The sequence below is a fragment of the Mycoplasma elephantis ATCC 51980 genome (genome assembly GCF_000687815.1).
GTDB lineage: Bacteria > Bacillota_I > Bacilli_A > Mycoplasmatales > Metamycoplasmataceae > Mycoplasma_H > Mycoplasma_H elephantis.
The window spans coordinates 16890-35784 of sequence record NZ_JHXU01000003.1 but is presented as its reverse complement, the minus strand read 5'-3'; the positions used below and the strand labels follow the sequence as shown (position 1 = coordinate 35784).

The following is an 18895-nucleotide window of genomic DNA, read 5'->3' as shown; positions in this document are numbered from 1 at the left end:
AATTATTTTATTTATTGTTTGGGTTAAAATTTTCAAATATACAGTTATAACCAAGATTATAATTATCAAAAAATGTTTTTTTGTTTCTTGCTGTTCACCCTAAAATAATATTTTTTTTACTTAATTTTAAAATTATTTTACTTTTTAAAAAATCAATTTCATAATTAATAAAGTCTGGTCTAATCTTCTTTCTTAATAGTAATTTTTTTAAAATAAATTTTTTATAAAAAGGTAATTTTTCATTCTTAAAACTACCTGATAATATCCCTCTTATAACAAAAGGAGCATTTTTTCTAAATCAAAATACTATAAACGGATCAAAAGATTGAATTGCATATTCATGCTTATAATTTTTTAGAATTTCTCACGCCTTTTCTTCTAGAGCATGATTTTTTGAACCAGTTTTAAATTCTATTAATAAAGGAACTTTACCAGCTACTAATTCTAAAACATTAGAAAACAATGGAATACAATATTCCGTATTTTTCAGTCTTAAATCTTTAATTTCTGTTCAAGTTGTATTTTTTATGTCTCTATTAAAACCTGTCATTCTATATAAATTATCGTCATGAAAAACAATTATATTGCCATCTTTTAAAAGATGTATATCTAATTCTATTGCAAAATTATTATCAATTGCATATTGAAATGCACCCAGTGAATTTTCAGGATAAATTTCATTATGGAAACCACGGTGGGCAATAAATTTTTTTCTTAATCAATGGTCTTTTTTAATTCTTTCCATACATTCCTTTTAAATAAAAAAATCCTAGAAATCTAGGATTAATATTAAGCTTGAACTATTTTTGTGTATGTTTTTGTACAAATAAATCAAGTCTTGAAGATTTACGTGCTGCCTTATTAGGGTGGTAAACACCTTTTGAGGCCGCTTTATTAATTAAGCTATGAGCATTAGCGACAAGTTCTTTTGCTTTATCTGAATTTGATTCAACAGCTTCCCTTGCGGCGCGAATAGCTTTTTTAATTCTTGACTTAAATGCGAAGTTACTTGCACGACGTTTTTCAATCCGAGCAATATTTTTAACCTTAGATTTAATATTTGCCATTTTTCTCCTTTTTATATTTATAAATAAAAATCTTATTTATTATACATTTTATTTTTTAAAAATAAAAAAATGGCAGGGGTAGCAGGACTCGAACCCACAACACACGGGGTTGAAGCCCGTTGTTCTACCGATTGAACTATACCCCTATAGCCAAATATGATAAACAAAATTATATACTAATTACTTAATTTACTTTTTGCTAAATTAATAAAATCTTTAACATATTTTATACCAGCAATCTCTTCATCATCAATTTGTATGTTAAATTCATTTTCTGCATCAACAACAAGTTGTACAAGATCTAAAGAATCAATACCTAATTCTTCAATACTTGAATTTATATTAACTTTTAAATTAGTTAAATTTTGAATAGCACTTATTATTTTTTCTTCCATAATTCTTCACTTTCGTTTATTTTTTACTTATATTATAAAAAAAATGGCAAAAATTAGTGAAAAAGATACATATTGAATTTTTTTTGATATATTTTAGAGAATAATAATTATACACATATTAAATATATGTATTTATACAAGTATTTTGAAAGGAATTTAAGAATGAAAAATAAATTTATTTTAAAAACATTATTAGCTTTGGCGCCCATAGTTAGTGTTGCGAGCTTTTCCTCAATGAATTTTAAGATTGGCAATGTAAATGACTTTGCCTTTAATAAATTTATTAAATATATTTCTGATGATGATAAATATATAAGTAAAAAAAGATATGAAATATTTCCAAAACCGTTTGGTTTTGTTGAATTTTATGGTTCATATTTCATGACTGAAGAAATAGATTTATGTTATGAAAATAAAAATCTAGATAGTAATATATTATCTTTTATTAAAAAAACATTAGAAGCAAATAATATTAAAATTTCTAATCCTAATAATAAAAATAGACGTATTACCACTAATACAAAGATATCAATAGGTTTTGTTGATGGAGATGATGATATTTCTTTAAGCATTAAAAATAAACATATTGATGTAATGCCTACGCCTTTTGAGTTTTGAAGTGAAATTCATAAAAATGATTGATATTCAATTTATTCAAATAACAATGAAATTTCAATTATGGTAAAAAATAAACAGGCATTATTTTTTGCCTTTTCAACACTTTCATGAATTTTTGATGATTTGATAGGAAGAAATATTCGCAATTTTTTTATAACAGATTCTGCTAATAGTAAATTTAGGGCATTTACCGAAGGCGATAAAAAATTTTCTTGAACATTAGAAGAACTTAAATCTTTATTTGAATTTGGTATCAAATATAAATTAAATTCATACATATATGGGACTGACGATATTTATTGTACAAACAAATGAAATGAATTATATTCTGAAGATAAAATAGAAGAAATAAAAAAAATTATAGAAGCGGCTAATGAAAATGGTATTAATTTTACATGAATAATGAATCCTTGGTCATTAAATAAAGAAGGTAAAAATAATAAAATAATTGATTTAAATAATAATTATGAAGAATCATTAAATATTCTCAAAAATAAATTTCAACAATTATATGATGCTGGAGCAAGACAATTTGGTATTGATTTTAGTCTTTCTAATGAAAATGTAAACAATGTTTCTAAAATAATGGATGAGTTATGACAATGGGGAAAAAATGAAGGTCGTAATATTACTCAGTGAATATTAATTCCTAATTTAAATGATGCAAACAAGAATTCATTTGATGTGTTAAGGGAATATCAAAAAAATATACAATTAAAAGATATTTTTATTAAAACGGATGCTATATCTCCCTTTGTTCCAAGCGATGAAACTATAGATTTTTATAATAATAAATTTATAATTCCATTTAATTGGCCTACAAACATATATGATCGCTCAACCTTGCACTTAAGTTGATTAGAAGAAATACCTTTTGTTAATACTACACTTCCTGGTTATGTTTTAAAATGTATGGATGAAGCTGAAGCATCGAAAATTGCAATGGCAATTATTGGTTCATTAATGTGAAATAATGTTGATCTTGATCCTAAAAATATCTATTTGGATACTATTGCAAAAATAGAACCAAGTATTAAGCAATTATTTAGTACGCTTAATCATATTTCTTCAACTAGAATTTGAGACAAAGAAAAAAATGAATTTGTTGTACCAAATATTAAAAATGGATTAACAACAAATAGTGAGTCCTATAGTATACAACATAAATATAAAGGTTCTATTGAATTATTAAAAAATTCTTTTAATGAAATTATTATAAATGAGATATTAAGTGAAGTTGATGCTATACAAAGTAGTATTAGTTTATTAAATACTTTATCAAAAAATAAGAAATTTTTAAAAGAATTAGAACCATATTTATTAAATCTTAATTATCTTGCTAAATCTATGCAACATGCATTATTAGTATTTAAGGATATTGATTTAAATTTAGCAGAGAAAGTAAAAATAGAACAACTAACACCATCTTCTATTCATAACCTTATATTGACAAAAAAATATTTGGATTATTATGAAAATCTTTTAGGTCCTGAGGTTACATATTTTGATTTAAAAACTTAAAAATATAAAAAAGAAAGAATTTTAATTAGAACTGGTAGAGATTATTTATATCCTTTGCTTAAATGAATATTGAATGAGAAAATTAATTTACCACTTGATTATGTAGTTTCTATACCCAATAATAAATATAATTATGAACAATATTCTAATTTCGTTTCAAATGATAAAGAAGGTGTTTTAGAAATTTCTAATTATAAAAATCAAGACGAACAATTTAATACAATATTTATAGAACAAGAACTTTCATATATTTCTGATGCAAATATTATCTTAAATGTATTTAATAAAACAACTAATAAAAATGAACAAATAAATGCAGGTAAATTAGCGCATAAAAGAGAAGCTTTTAGAGTTGATGCTGATAAATATAGAATTGATTCATTTAAAATTATTTACTCCAAACCACTTCATATAAAAAACATTTCAATGTCAAAAGAAACAAATTTACCTAATTATGAAAAATTAGATTTACTTCTTAAAAAAGAGAAAACTATAAATAAAGATAAATGGACAACTGATCAAAAAAATGAAGTTAAAAAACTTGTTGATTATATAGTGGAAGCGAAGACAAAAAATATTATTATTCAACAACAAATCAATATAATTGCTGATAATTTAGAAAATAGCTTAAATAATCCTGTTTTGAAGGGTGATGTTGATAAACTAAAAACTATAAAAATAAAAAATAAAGAATTTTACACAAAGAAATCTTATTTGCCATATGAGAAATCATTATTTGCTATTAATAATGCATTAAAAAATAATGAAAATAATTTGAGTGAAAAGGATGTTAAAGATCTTTTGGATCAGTTAAAAACATGAGAAAATCAATTAGTATATGATGAAACTGAATTTCAATCGGCTTTCATGGAATACCAATCATATTTTGATCTATATGAAAAAGCTATGAAAGAAGATTTTATGGATGATGGCTACAATAAAATGATGTCTTTAATTTCAACTTTTTACGACCTACTTATACCTGTAATTACTAAGGATGTTAAAATAGAAACTATTTCACCTTCTATATTTAAAAAAATGAGAGAGGAACAACATAGTGTATTTACATCCTTAAAATTTAATAAGGATTATGATGAAGCTAAATTAACTAAAATTTATAATGAATTAAATGATGCTATGAATGAATGAAAATTAATTGATTCTGATATTGCTGATATGTATGATGCAAATCGATTAGGTATATTTAAGGATGAGCTTGATAAATATGCCTTTTTTAAAGGTGATAAAATTCTTTTAAAATCAAGATGTCAATTTATACTTCGTGAAGCAACCGAATTACTAAATGATTTTTCATTCAAGCTTAAAAAAACCTATTACTTTATTTTTGATAAGATCAAATCTAATATTGTTGAATTGAAGAAACATAACAATTTTGAAAATAATAAAAAACTAACAAATAAAATTGATGAATTATTAAATCAAGTAAATAATTTCATTATTAATTTTGACAATAAAACAATATCTGATATTAGAAATCATAAAATTAAGTTTGAGAAAATATTTTCTAAATATAAAGAAATAAATAAATCATGACCATTTGATAAAAAATATTATTATATTTTAGAAGATAAAATTTTACAAACAAAAAATTTTGTTAATAATCATAAATTTGATTCTGATAAAAATGTTAAAGTTATGATTGAAAATGAGACAAAAAAAGCAGAAAATGTATTAAATAATATAGAATATAAAGAAAAAATAATCGATACTATAAATGATTTAGAGTTTGAAGTTGAAACAATTAAAAAAATAAGTCAATTAAATAATATGGATAACAAGCAAATAACTAAAATTAATGAGACAACTCCATTTAATTGACATCAATTTGGATTAAATATTTTATTTGTTTTATCATTTATAGGAATATTTATAATTTTAATCAAAATAATGAAAAAATTTTAATTTAAAAAATAAAAATACATAAAGTGTTTTTATTTTTTTAATCTAAAAAGCATTTTTATAATATAATATATAAAGTTTATGTGCGAGTGTAGTTCAATGGTAGAACTTCAGCCTTCCAAGCTGACTATGAGGGTTCGATTCCCTTCACTCGCTCCATATCAGTTTATTTGATCATTAAAAAATATCACAATTGTGATATTTTTTTAATAAATATTTATTTTATGAAAAATTTATATATTGTTTCCATTTAATATTTAAATCCTAAATCATGGAAGGTTTGGTTTATTTATTTTATCAAGTAATAACTCAAAGTTAGTATATTTACGAACCGGGTCAGTTAAAACGGTTATTATTTCAAATCTAAGTGATTTATCATTAAATTTTTTTAATTTTTCTATGTCTAGATGAGCTATTTTATCACCATGATTTACATTTTGCCCAATTTTTACAAATGATTCAATCCCTATTCCATTATATTTTCCTAATCCTATTCCAATATGAACTAGTACTTCATTTCCAAATTTTGTTTTTATGCCATATGCATGTTTTGATGGATAAATAAAAATTACTTCTCCAGATACAGGTGCGTGAATATTTATGCTTTTAAACTCATCTACTTTTATCGCGTAGCCACGGCCTAATAATGATTTCGAAAATGAATCATCATTTAAATTTGATAAAGGTATAGAAATCCCTTTATTTGTAGAATAAATAATATTATTACATCTATATTTGTGCAACTTTTTATTGTTTTTGAGTAAATTTTCTTTATTTTTATTGAATTTATCAATCTTTACGTTTTCATTAATTTTGATATTTTGTATCTCTATATTAATTTGTTCGGCATCATCCCCGAAATCTATTTGAATATGATTTTGTCCTATTAATTCAATATTATTAGGATTTAATTCTTTAATTAAATCAAGATTTATATCTTCTTTATTTAAAATATCATATCTTAACTTTGTTGCACAGTTAGACATAAGCAATATGTTTTCAAATCCTCCAAGTGCTTTAATTAATTTTATTTTTTCATCTCTAGTCATTATTTTTTTATTATATTATTTAAAAATTAAATAAGGTAAAATTTATTATTTTTATTAAAATATAATATGTTAAAAAAGAGGTAAAAAATGAAAATTGCATTTTTTGATGCTAAAGAATACGACATTTATTATTTTAATAAAGCTAATATTTATAGCAATCATGAAATTACATATTTTAAAGAAAATTTAACCATTGAAAATGTATCTTTGGCAAAAGGTTTTGATGCAATTTGTGCTTTCGTTAATACTAGTGGAGATAAATTTATATTAGAATTATTGAGTAAGTATAATGTCAAATATTGATTACAAAGATCAATGGGTTACAATAAAGTTGATTTAAAACATGCTAAAAAAGTAAATATAAAGGTATTTAGGGTTCCCAATTATTCGGCAAGTAGCGTTGCGGAATTTGCATTAACAACAATGCTAGCACTTAATAGAAAAATACCCCAAGCAATAAGTAAAGTAAAAAAATATAATTTTAGTTTAAATGATTTAAATGGTAAAAATGTAGAAAATTCAATTATAGGTGTAATAGGTGCTGGACAAATAGGCCAAGAATTTATAATAATGGCAAAGGGTTTAAAAGCAAAAGTAATCGTTTATGACCAATATATGCAAGTTCATAATTTTGAATTAGCTAAAAAAATGAATTTTGAGTATGTAAGTTTTTTAACATTAATAAAAAACAGTGATTTTATAAGTATTCATGCCCCTCTTCTTCCTTCAACAAAATATATTATTGATAAACACGCTATAAAACATATGAAAAATGATGTTATTATTGTAAACACCGCAAGAGGAGAAATAATAAATTTGAGTGATATCATTGAAGCATTAAAAAATAAAAAGATTGGCGGTTTAGCTGTAGATGTTTTAGAAAGAGAAGAAGGAAGATTTTATAATGATATTTCAGAACTAGCTAAAGACATTCAAAAAATAGATAAGGAATGGAAGGAATTGCTAGAGTTCGAAAATGTGATTGTCACAAGTCATCAAGCATATTTAACAGATATCTCATTAGAACAAATAGCAAAAATAACATTAGAAAATGCTGATATGGCACAAAAAAATGATTTTACAAAAGCATTAGAATTACTAGAAAATGGAAAGGTGGTGAATGGATAATGTTTAATTATTTTAAAATGAAAGATAGAAGTTATGCAAAAGAACCAAATTCATGAATAAATTGGTTTAAACACTTATCTGCAGAATTTTTTGGAACTATATGAATAAGTTTTGGATTAGCGGGTTTATCTATATTGATTAATAATAAATCTGTTGAATCATTTATGATTCACAATTTAATTGTTGCGTTTTACGCAGGGTTTATAGTTGTTGGGATTGCGCTTCTTGTTTTTTTAAGATGATCTTGTGATCTTAATCCTGCTGTTACATTGTATAGAATGATAAATGGATTAAATACATGTATTTATGGATTAGCTAAAATTGCTATTCAAATGATAGCCGGAATTTTAACTGGATTAATTATTTACTGAATTGGAAAAAATACAAATAATAATGATGCGGCTAATTTGTCAATTTCGGCATTAGCAGTTTCAAATAAAGATTTTATTGAAAGCAATAGTATTGCTGCGGGTGGTGCGTGAATATTTTTTGGTGAAATGGTTATGACTTCAATTTTATTGTTTCCTATTTTTAGTCCTAATTTAAAAGATAAGACTCGTGATATTCTTATAATGTTTATAATATCATTATCAGTTTTATTCGGGCTTTTACTTGGAAGTGCCGCAATTAATCCTGCAAGAGGATTGGCGCAACAAGTTCCGGATTTATTTTTCGGACTTAAAAATGGTTCATGTGCTTTTAAATATGTAAAGGATATACAAGATGCAAAAATTGATTTAATTGTGGCAACTTTAGCTATGTTGTTCGGCTCATCTTTGTCAGCAGTATTTTATGCCCTTGTGCAAGGTATATTAGAAAATTATATAAATCCATTTGTAACAAAAATAATTGCATATAAAAATTTTAAAATTGATCAACTTAAATAAGAAAATTTTTAATATATAATTAATTAAAAAAGGAGTAAATATGTCGAATAAAAAAAGAGGATATTTAATATCTCAAATAGTTTTTTCAAGTGTTATTTTGGCATTGGCAATTTTTGGATTTATTGAATCTATAAGTAGTAACGGTAATGGCTCATTAATTCTGCTAACTATTTCAGGTTCAGTAATTTTTACATTGATGGTGCAAAGTGTTGCGGGATATTTTATTAACGTGTTTGGTAAGTCAAGTTGGAGAAAACCATTGCACCAAGCATTTATGTGGATTCTTATTGTTGTCTTTCTAGTTTCAGTTATTGCATTAATTTACACAATATTAGCAGCATCTGGTTCAAACATAAATTATAGAGCGTTTGGAATCGTCATTTGTTCATTTTTATGTTTTTCAGTACCAGCATATATTATAGTAACATCATTATTGCTTGTAAGAAAATAATAAAAACGTTAATGAATTTTAGTAAGAAAGCAATGTAATTACATTGCTTTTTATATAATTTTTGCATATAAAAAGTTATTTTTTTAAAAAACGCAATTATAAAACTATTCTAATTATTTAATTTTTGATTTAAAAAAATTGTTTTTTTATCTAATCACCTTTATTATTTAATTTATTTATATTAAACATAAAGGTTATTAAGTTTATTTAGTATATCAATCCTATGACAAGAATTATGAAAATTAGGAGAGAATGAAAACTATAAATTAAATAAAAATACTTAAATAAAGTAATAAAAAAAACTAAAAAAAAATTTTAGTATTTTTTTGTATAATAATTTCGTAAAAACAAATAGGACTAGTAAAAAAGATGAGTAAAAAAAAGAAATTATTTTTTTCCCATATATTAGCCATATGTACAATGACTCCTTTTCTTTCGCTTTCTTGTGAAGAAAATGTTTCTAATAATATAATTTTGCCAAATTGAATTAATTCTGGTATAACAACCACAATCGCTGGACAAGGATCAAGTTCAGTTCTTCCGATAATGAGTAAACTTATTGGCATATCTAATGGTAATCTTTCATATGACTCCACAGGTTCTGGTGGTGGTTTTAAATCTATGAATAAAAAAACTCCAAGTCAACCATTTGCTATGACAAGTTCGAGCAAAACCCCCGGAGAAAATAAATCGTGACTAAATCCTAACTTACGCACAGTTACATGGTCAATTGATGCAATCGGAGTTGCTGTGCATTTACCTAAAAAATCAAAAACTATTAATAATGAGTCGCCAATCATTGACATAAAAGAACTTGCCAAAGCTTACAATGGAGAAAAAGTTACATGGAGTAAACTTGTGATTAACTTAGAAAATGAAAATAATGAATTTGCTAAAGTTTATGGTAGAGAGGGTGGTAAATCCACTTCTGGAACTACCGATGGCTTTATGAATACATTGAAAAAATATATTAAACTTACAAAAGAACAAAAAGAAGAATTTGAAAATCACAAAACTATCCCAAATGATCAACAAACACCTGAACCAAATTCTACCGCATTTAATTTCGTGGATCAAAGAGTAGGTTCTCTAACTTATGTATCTCTTGGATTTGGATTAAAAAATGAAAATAATAAAGTAAAAATGGCAAGAATTAAAGTTAATGAATCAGAAATATGAGATCCAAAGTTAGAAAATGTTTCCTTAGGAACATATAAATGAACAAGACCATTTAACGTTATATATGATGTAACAAATAGCGATTCAATTAAATTTGTTAAATTTTTATTAAATAAAGAAGTTCAAGCATTAGTTAAAAACCTAGATTTTGTTGATTTAACTAAAGAACAAATAGAGTTGCAAAATGACCTAGAAAAATCTGATATAGAGATGTATGAAAAATTTAAATATGACCCAAATAAAATTAAAAAATTTAAAAAAGATAAAGGAACTAATGCGCTTTATGGTTTAAAAATTTAGAATAATTGAAAGGAGTTAAATGGGAGAAAAATCGATAAAAAACAAAAAAATTATTGATTTTATATTGAAATGTATTATATTTACTGTTTCATGTTTTTCAATTGTTGCTTTAGTGGCAATGTTTAGCTTTATATTAAAAAAAGCATTTCCGGCTATTAAAAGCAATTGATATACAATCTTTTTTACAGCGGATATTCTTGAAGGATTTGGAATTTGAGGTTCGTTGTGTGTAAGTCTAATTACAAGTGTTGGCGCGGTTTTAATTGCGCTTCCAATTTCAAAACGTTTAGCAATTCTTATAAGATATAGGCTACTTCGTTATGGTCGATTGTTTCGAATTGTTGTTGATATATTGGCGGGTGTTCCAAGTATTATTTATGGGGTATTTGCTTATAATTCTTTAGGTAAATTATCGGGTATTATTACAGGAACTGATGCAAGTATAACTATTTTTAATGCAACGCTAATGCTAGCAATTATGATTATTCCAACAATGGTGTCATTAATTACAAATCAGCTTTACCTTGTCTCAAACCAGTTGGTTGAGTCTTCAGTTGCGCTCGGGAATACAAGAACAAAGGCAATATATAATGTAGCTTTAAAATCTATAAAACCAGGTATATATGTTGCTTGTATTGTGGCATTGGGAAGAGCAATTGGTGAAACTATGGCTACATCAATTTTGCTATATTCAACAACGCCTCCTAATGTTTTTAAAGAGGGGTTTGGCTTATTTAATGAAAGTTATAAGACATTATCTACTGCAATAGCTGGTTATATGTTTACTGATGCAACTCAAGAATCAGTTGTTGAAAACGCTTTTGCTATGGGTCTTAGCTTGTTTGTTATAGTCATGATTCTAATATTTATTGTCTCTAGAATTTCGAGTAAAAAAAGATTTAAAATTTCCCTACCTTATTCAAAAAAAGATTGAAAAAATATTCTTATTGATACATTAAAACTTCCTTGAACTAGTATTTATTATTTAATTTTAATTTTAAATAAATTATTCAAAATAGCTTTTAAATATATAGAGTATTGAATAAGTTCTATTTTATCCTTTTTATGCATAAAAATTTGCAAGATAAAACATGATAAGTATGTTTATAATGTTAAGATATTTAATTTATTTTGAACAATATTTTTCGAAATCATTAGCGCGATATTTGTTACCATGATTGTTGTCTGAATTTTGTATGATGTTATTTTAATAGGTGCCCCTAAATTAAGATTAATGGATTTTAATTACAAAAAAAATGGAATAATGAACTCTTTAATTTGAACAATTTTATTAATCATTTTAACAATAATATTGACATTTCCATTAGCATTATTTACCGCAATATTTTTAGCCGAGTATGCAAAACATAAATGATATGGAAAATTAATACAATTCTTTTTAGATTCTTTAGGAGGAACACCAAGCATCTTATTTGGTATTTTTGGTATGATGATGTTCTTGGAAGTTATGGGACTAAAATTACCCGGCGGAACAAGAAGCCTTATTGCTGGCGCGTTAACGATGGTGCTTGTTATTTTACCAACATATACGAGAAGCATCGAACAAGTTATAACGAATATTCCGCAAGAATTACGGAATTCATCATTAGCATTAGGTGCCGGAAAATGAGAAACAATTAGAAAAATTATTATACCCATATCAATATCCGGAATAATATCAGGAACTATTCTTTCTATGTCTAGGATAATATCAGAAACCGCCCCAGTTTTCCTTACATTAGGTATGTCATTTAACCCTAATTATGGATTACTAAATCATGGACAAACTCTTAATACATGAATTTTAGAAAATCAAGTTTATGGAGTTGAAAGTATGTCGTATAGAATAGGACAATCATATAAATTTGCATTTATAACAATATTAATAATTACATTATTAATTATTATTTCCTATAGTGTTGAACCATTAATTAATTATATAAAAAAGAAACGTCGAATTAAATTCAATAAACACATTTTAAAATTATTAAAAAATAAAGACAAAGAGAAGGAGGTGTTGTATGGATAATATTTTTGAAGTAAAAAATTTAAATTTTTACTACAATAAAAAACATACACATGCTTTAAAAGATATTAATATTAATATACCAAAAAATAATGTTACAGCTTTTATAGGGCCTAGTGGATGTGGTAAAAGTACATTTATACGTTGTTTCAATTTAATGAATAATTTAATTCCAGACACCGTGACTGAAGGTGAAATTATTTTTAATGGAATAAATATAGTTCAAAATAATGGTGGATTAATAAATTCAATAAAAAATGTTTTTAAGAAAAGTAATGCAAACAAGATGTCTCCTATTGAAATAAGAAGCAAGGTAGGTATGGTGTTTCAAAAACCAACACCTTTTCCAATGTCTATATATGACAATATTGCGTATGGTCCTCGTAGTAATGGTATTAAAAATCCTGTAGAATTAAATAAAATTGTTAAAGATGCCCTTGTTGATGCTGCATTGTGAGAAGAGGTAAAAGATAGATTAGGTGATGATGCCCAGGGATTAAGTGGTGGACAACAACAAAGACTTTGTATAGCTAGAGCAATAGCTTTAAAACCTGATGTTCTTTTAATGGATGAACCAACAAGTGCTCTTGATCCTATAGCAACTTCAAAAATTGAAGAACTAATTGATAAACTAAGAAATAATTATACAATTATTATAGTAACTCACTCTATGCAACAAGCCGCTAGAATTAGTGATTTGACAGCATTTTTCTATATGGGTAAACTTATAGAATTTGATGAAACAAAGAAAATTTTTACTAATCCAAGTGAAAATTTAACTGCTGATTATATTAATGGAAAGATGGGGTAATTTATGTCGAATTCAATTATTACAAATGAAATTTTAAAAATAAAAAAAAGACTAATAGATCTTACCAATACTGTTTTATATCAACATGAAAAAGCATATTGTTCATTAGTTGAAAATGATCAAGAATTAGCGCAAATTGTTGTAGATGACGATATAAAAATTGATAATGAAATGGAATCAATTAAAAATGATATTAGTTTTGTATTAACAAAAGAACCATTAGCAAAATATTTACGTAGAGCTGTCTCATACTTAATCATTGTTAAAGAATTAGAAAGAATTGGTGATTATGCAAAACATATTGGGCGTTTTGTATTGAATGTTAAAAAACCAAGTGCAAGTAGTGTAAGAAGAATTAGAGATATATATGATGCAGTTCTTAAAATGTTAAGATCGCTTTGCGAAAATATTGAAAAAGAAAATAATGAACTTATTATAAAACTTGTTGGAGATGATGAAGTCGTTGACCTTAAAACATTAGAGGTAAACAAGGAATTAATTGCATCTTTTTCTAAAAAACAACATACAGAAGCAGAAATTAGTGAGAGGGTTTATTTAATTAATTTGGCAAACAGTTTGGAAAGAGCTGGGGATCATATAGTTAATATTTGTGAGTCATTATATTATATAATAAATGGAAAACACGCAAAATTATAAATTTTCTTTTAAAATATACAATATTTACTGATATTTTTAATTTTTTGATGTTTTAAAAATATAAATATTTTTATAAAAAAATAATATTTTTTTTATTTTTTTTGTATAATAAATTGGCTACTAGCCTAAGTGGCGGAATGGTAGACGCAAGGGACTTAAAATCCCTCGGAGGCAACTCTGTGCTGGTTCAAGTCCAGTCTTAGGCACCATATATGCGTCTTTAGCTCAGAAGGTAGAGCAAATGGCTTTTAACCATTGGGTCAGAGGTTCGAATCCTCTAAGACGTACCATTTCAAATATGTCCGCAAAAAACACACTTTTTAGTGTGTTTTTTGTTTTAAAGTGGTTTTGTTCCATATCTTAATTTATATTTTTAATATGTATAAATGTTAGTTTATATAAAATATAAATGTTAATATATAAGAAAGGCAATGTGGAAAAAGAAAGATATATTCTTGAACTTAATAAAGTTACAAAAACATATCCTGGTGTAGTTGCTCTAAACAATGTTTCTTTTAAGGTAAAAAAAGGGAAAATATTAGGTTTAGTAGGAGAAAATGGAGCCGGAAAATCAACTCTTTTAAAAATTATTTCTGGGGTTATTCCTAATAATAAGTTTTCCGGAAGTGTTGTATTTGAAGGTATTGAAACAAATTTTTCTAATTTAAAAGATTCAGAAAAAGCCGGGATTGCAATTATTCATCAGGAGCTAGCAATTTCTCCCGAATTAAGCGCATATGAAAATATGTTTGTTGGTAGATATATAAAAAATAAATTTGGTTTTTTAAATTGAACAGAAATGCTTAAGCAAGCAAAATATTACATGTATATGGTAGGCTTAAAAATTGATCCATTAACAAAAGCTGGTATGTTATCTATAGCTCAACAACAATTACTAGAAATAGCAAAAGCTCTATCCAAGCAAGCAAGATTATTAATCTTAGATGAACCTACATCATCGTTGAATGATTCGGATAGTTACGCATTATTAGATATAGTTAAAAAGCTTAGAGATGAAAATGGGATAACAAGTATATTTGTGTCACATAAATTAAAAGAAGTTGCTTATGTATCTGATGATATTACTATTATTCGCGATGGAAGTCATATTTCCGATTATGAAAATTCACTCGATGAACCAATTAGTGAAGATAGGTTAATTAAAGATATTGTTGGAAGAGAATTAGGTAGTAAATTTCCATCAAAACCTACAAATCGAGAAATTGGGGATATTATTTTAGAAGTAAATGAATGAGCTGTTGAAGATCCTAAGATTAGTGGTTTTATGCGAGTAAAAAATGCTTCATTCAATGTTAGAAGAGGAGAAATTGTTGGTATAAGTGGACTTGTGGGTTCTGGCAGGTCAGAACTGGCAAAATCTATTTTTGGTAACGCATATGGTGTTAAAAAACACGGAACAATGAAGTTAAATGGAAAAACAGTTGATTTTAAAAATATTTCTCAAGCATTGAAAAATGGACTGGCATATGCGTCAGAAGATAGAAAAAATGAAGGTTTAATTCAAATGTTTTCTGTTCATACAAATATAAATCAATCAGCTGGTCATATTTATAATAAATTTGGTTTTTTAAATAAAAACAAAGAAATTGATAATTCTGTTAAGCGTAAATATCAAGTTAATATCAAGGTACCAGATATTTTTTACCCAGTAAATACATTATCGGGTGGAAATCAACAAAAAGTGTTGCTTGCTAAGTCATTATCGACAGAGTTTGATGTATTAATTGTTGATGAACCAACAAAAGGAATTGATGTAGGTTCAAAATACGAAATATATAAACTACTTTTTAATATGAGCGAAGCTGGTAAAGGAGTAGTGGTTATCTCTAGCGAAATTGAAGAATTGCTTGGAATTACAGATCGTATTTTTGTAATGTCACACGGTGTAATTAAAGGCGAATTACCAACAATAGAAGCAACTAGTGAAAAAATTATGCAAATTTCTATTGGTACACAAAATAAAGAAGGAGGAGCAAATGTCACAAATTAATAATTTTGAAACATTAAAAGAAAAAAACTTGATAAAAAGAAAACAAGAAGAATTAAAAAAGACTAAAAAAGATGCATTAAGAGAAATTAAGCAAGAATTACTAATTGAAAAAAATACATTTTTAACTGAAACCAATAATAAGTTGCGTAAGGTTAAAATGCTTAAAAAAGAAAATAAAATCAATAAAAAATACAATATTTTAGAAGCCAAACTAAAATTAAAAAAAGAGTTAAGTTCAGTATCGGGGGTAACTCCATATATTAATTTTCATAAAACATTAGATGTGATACTAAAAGATGATTTGAATTTCTTAAAAAATAATAAAGAATTATTTTCTAATGCCTATGGATTAGATAAAATGTATCCATTGCAAAATAAATTATTAACTAAAAAATCACAACTTAGGTATTTAAATAAAGTAAAAGATAATTTAAATGATGAAGAATTAAAATCAATTCCGGTTTTAGAACATGATATTACAATTATTAATGACAAATATAACAAGTTATTAGAACAAAAAACAAAAGAATATGAAGATATTTATTATAAAAATGTTGATAGAATAAATGAACTTATTGATAAAAATTTAAGAGAAATACAAAATGTTCAAATTAAATACGGACAAAAAAACAAACCTCAAGATATATATAACGAAAAAATATCAGCAATAAATAATCGTGCTGAATTAAGATATCAAAAATTAAAAGCTAAATATGAAAAGAAAATATCTGAAATTCAAGCTAACACAGAAAAGAAAATTAAAAATATTGAATACAAAAGAGATATTTATGCTATTTCAAGTGAAAAAGCAAATAAATTAATAGATGAAATTTCTATTAATTCAGTTCAATTACAACGTAAATGAAATAACTTACTTGCAAACTTGAAAAAAATGGATTTTAATGCAATTTATGATTTAAAACATGAAAAACTTGAATTAAATAAAAAGAAAGAAAATGATGATTTAAACGCAAGAAAACAAATTATAATGCCAATTAAACCATTAAAAAAATTAAAGGTAGCTATTGATGACTTATATGCAAATCATTTATTTGGTAACTCAATAAGTTTTTACTTAAAAAGATTTTCTTCAAATTTTAGAAAATTTTCTATGTTCTATATAATGGTTATCCTTTTATTGGTTTTTGGTTTTCTAAGTGATTTCTCTGTTTTAAAACCAGTTCAAATAATTAATAACTTTAAATATAATAGCTTTGTCTTTATTATATCAATGGGTATGTTACTTGTTATTATTGCTGGATACATTGATTTAAGTGCTGGAGTCGCGTATGGTATGGTGGCATATTTAACTATAAAAATAAATAATGAATATTTACAGGATTTGCCAGGAAAGGATGTATTTGTTCTTTTATGTTCATTATCTATTGGTGCTCTTATTGGTATTTTTAATGGGTTTATAATTGGATATTTAAAAATACCAGCATTCGTTACAACTTTAGGTACAACACTTATTATTAATGGGTTGATGTTATTAATTTCTAGCGGATTGCCTTCTAACTTATCTAATGAAGATTCTCTTAGATTCTTACAAAAGAAAATACCAGATGTTAATATAGGAACTAAATCAGAACCATTCTTTCTATTTATATTTTTAGCATTTATATTATTTAGCATATTTGCCGCAATTTTATGCATTGTTTCAAGAAGAAAAGCTGAAAAATATAATCTTTTAGTTGATAAGCCATTAACATTCACAATAAAAACATTATTTATTAGTTTGGTCATTATTGTATTTGGTCTTATTTTTGCAAGAAATACAAATGGCACAAGATGATTTATTGTATTTATATTTGTAGCAATAATTATTATGTTTATTATTACAAAAAATACATCATTTGGTAGAAAAGTATATGCCATTGGTGGCAATAGGGTGGCTGCCCAACTTTCGGGTATTAATCCAAAAAGAACAACATTTTATATTTATTTAACTATCGGATTAATGATGGGATTAGCCGGATTTACTTATGCTGGTTCTCAAGGTGTTATACCAGCAAGTACTGGTATAGGACAAGAATTAGATGTTATAGCTGCCGTGTATGTTGGTGGAGCTAGCGCGAGTGGTGGTACTGGTAATGTTATAGGAACTATTATTGGTGGTTTTATAATGTCTGTTATAAATAACTCGCTTAATTTACTTCAAGTATCAAATGCATATCAATATATAATTAAAGGTATTATATTAATAAGTGCTGTTGGTATTGATGTATTTAATAATCGTAAGATAGGTTAAAAACAAGTTTCTTGTTTTTTTAATATCTAGATTGTTGTATAATTTATGTTATAAAATTATTTTAGGAGATATATGTCAGAGGGAAAGCAAAAACTTAAAATGTCTATTGGCGGTTCTTTAACTGTTTTAATATTTTTGGTATTATTTCTTGCGCCTATTATTTATTGATTTTTCGTAAATTTTAGTAACACATTTTTAGGCAAATTACCAGAAACTGAAATAAATACAATTAATATTCTTGCATTAGATGAGTTACCATCGATGACTAAAAAGTTTAATGAAATTATTGACTCAATAAAAAATGCGGCATCAGCAGATGTTACAACATGCATCCTAATGTCACTTGGTTTTTGCTTGGGGTTGCTTGCAATTGTATTTTTAGCATGATATGTAATTCTATTCTTGATAAAAATAATATTTGGATTTTTTAAAAATCGTTGATTAGGAGCGCCTTTATTATTATTAGGTTGATTACTTATGATTAGTTTTTTTGTGATTTTGATTTTAAATTTTACAGGAAAGATAAATTATTCAGATGGTGTTTTATGATTCTTGAAATTAAGTGTTCCTATTTCATTTGGATTAAATTTTACAGGATTAATTTTTTGTAAGGCGGGTATTTAA

16 protein-coding genes and 4 tRNA genes are annotated in these 18895 nt (G+C 25.4%); 15 read left to right on the top strand and 5 right to left on the bottom strand.

All coding sequences use genetic code 4. The features are described from left to right. Window positions 1-7: 7 nt before the first annotated feature. From T380_RS03835 to T380_RS0101060, 4 genes are all read right to left on the bottom strand, one after another. Complete coding sequence (locus tag T380_RS03835; protein ID WP_036436718.1) at window positions 8-745, bottom strand: glycerophosphodiester phosphodiesterase family protein; 738 nt, start codon at window positions 743-745, stop codon at window positions 8-10. A 55-nt stretch (window positions 746-800) separates the two neighbouring features. After that, the gene (gene rpsT, locus T380_RS0101070; protein WP_027334105.1) at window positions 801-1067 is read right to left on the bottom strand and encodes a 30S ribosomal protein S20; all 267 of its coding nucleotides are present in this window, start codon (window positions 1065-1067) and stop codon (window positions 801-803) included. Window positions 1068-1137: 70 nt separating this feature from the next. After that, a tRNA-Trp gene (locus T380_RS0101065) sits at window positions 1138-1213 on the bottom strand. A 30-nt stretch (window positions 1214-1243) separates the two neighbouring features. Beyond that, on the bottom strand, window positions 1244-1462 hold the full coding sequence (locus T380_RS0101060; protein WP_027334104.1) for a phosphopantetheine-binding protein: 219 nt from the start codon (window positions 1460-1462) through the stop codon (window positions 1244-1246). A gap of 162 nt (window positions 1463-1624) precedes the next feature. Here T380_RS0101060 and T380_RS0101055 point away from each other — a divergent pair, with 162 nt between their 5' ends. From T380_RS0101055 to T380_RS0101045, 3 genes are all read left to right on the top strand, one after another. Further along, the gene (locus tag T380_RS0101055) at window positions 1625-3601 is read left to right on the top strand and encodes a beta-N-acetylglucosaminidase domain-containing protein (RefSeq protein ID WP_027334103.1); all 1977 of its coding nucleotides are present in this window, start codon (window positions 1625-1627) and stop codon (window positions 3599-3601) included. A gap of 69 nt (window positions 3602-3670) precedes the next feature. Beyond that, window positions 3671-5524, top strand: coding sequence for a hypothetical protein (locus T380_RS0101050; protein WP_027334102.1), 1854 nt, complete (start codon window positions 3671-3673; stop codon window positions 5522-5524). An 82-nt stretch (window positions 5525-5606) separates the two neighbouring features. Continuing rightward, window positions 5607-5680 (top strand) — tRNA-Gly (locus tag T380_RS0101045). A 98-nt stretch (window positions 5681-5778) separates the two neighbouring features. Here T380_RS0101045 and T380_RS0101040 read toward each other — a convergent pair. Beyond that, on the bottom strand, window positions 5779-6570 hold the full coding sequence (locus tag T380_RS0101040; RefSeq protein WP_027334101.1) for a PTS glucose transporter subunit IIA: 792 nt from the start codon (window positions 6568-6570) through the stop codon (window positions 5779-5781). Between the two features lie 87 nt (window positions 6571-6657). Between T380_RS0101040 and T380_RS0101035 the strand changes: the two genes are divergently transcribed. The 12 genes from T380_RS0101035 to T380_RS0100980 all read left to right on the top strand — a co-directional run bounded on the left by T380_RS0101035 (window position 6658) and on the right by T380_RS0100980 (window position 18895). Further along, window positions 6658-7698, top strand: coding sequence for an NAD(P)-dependent oxidoreductase (locus tag T380_RS0101035; protein ID WP_027334100.1), 1041 nt, complete (start codon window positions 6658-6660; stop codon window positions 7696-7698). Beyond that, window positions 7698-8585, top strand: a complete 888-nt coding sequence (locus T380_RS0101030; protein WP_036436714.1) for an aquaporin — start codon at window positions 7698-7700, stop codon at window positions 8583-8585. Before T380_RS0101035 ends, T380_RS0101030 begins: the two co-directional genes overlap by 1 nt. Window positions 8586-8625: 40 nt before the next feature. Further along, complete coding sequence (locus T380_RS0101025; RefSeq protein ID WP_027334098.1) at window positions 8626-9036, top strand: hypothetical protein; 411 nt, start codon at window positions 8626-8628, stop codon at window positions 9034-9036. Between the two features lie 369 nt (window positions 9037-9405). Continuing rightward, window positions 9406-10515 (top strand): PstS family phosphate ABC transporter substrate-binding protein, encoded by a 1110-nt coding sequence (locus T380_RS0101020; RefSeq protein WP_169734556.1) that lies wholly within the window; start codon window positions 9406-9408, stop codon window positions 10513-10515. Window positions 10516-10534: 19 nt separating this feature from the next. Continuing rightward, window positions 10535-12544: a phosphate ABC transporter permease PstA gene (pstA, locus tag T380_RS0101015; RefSeq protein WP_027334096.1), complete on the top strand. Its 2010-nt coding sequence runs from the start codon at window positions 10535-10537 to the stop codon at window positions 12542-12544. Then, window positions 12537-13352: a phosphate ABC transporter ATP-binding protein PstB gene (gene pstB, locus T380_RS0101010; protein WP_027334095.1), complete on the top strand. Its 816-nt coding sequence runs from the start codon at window positions 12537-12539 to the stop codon at window positions 13350-13352. Before pstA ends, pstB begins: the two co-directional genes overlap by 8 nt. Window positions 13353-13355: 3 nt before the next feature. Beyond that, window positions 13356-14009, top strand: coding sequence for a phosphate signaling complex protein PhoU (phoU, locus tag T380_RS0101005; RefSeq protein ID WP_027334094.1), 654 nt, complete (start codon window positions 13356-13358; stop codon window positions 14007-14009). A gap of 123 nt (window positions 14010-14132) precedes the next feature. Continuing rightward, window positions 14133-14218 (top strand) — tRNA-Leu (locus T380_RS0101000). A 5-nt stretch (window positions 14219-14223) separates the two neighbouring features. Further along, window positions 14224-14299 (top strand) — tRNA-Lys (locus T380_RS0100995). Between the two features lie 119 nt (window positions 14300-14418). Next, complete coding sequence (locus tag T380_RS0100990; protein ID WP_211246873.1) at window positions 14419-16020, top strand: sugar ABC transporter ATP-binding protein; 1602 nt, start codon at window positions 14419-14421, stop codon at window positions 16018-16020. After that, entirely contained in the window at window positions 16007-18271 is a 2265-nt protein-coding gene (locus tag T380_RS0100985) for an ABC transporter permease subunit (protein ID WP_027334092.1), read from the top strand. The genes T380_RS0100990 and T380_RS0100985 overlap by 14 nt, the downstream gene beginning before the upstream one ends. A 72-nt stretch (window positions 18272-18343) precedes the next feature. Continuing rightward, window positions 18344-18895 (top strand): hypothetical protein, encoded by a 552-nt coding sequence (locus tag T380_RS0100980; RefSeq protein WP_027334091.1) that lies wholly within the window; start codon window positions 18344-18346, stop codon window positions 18893-18895.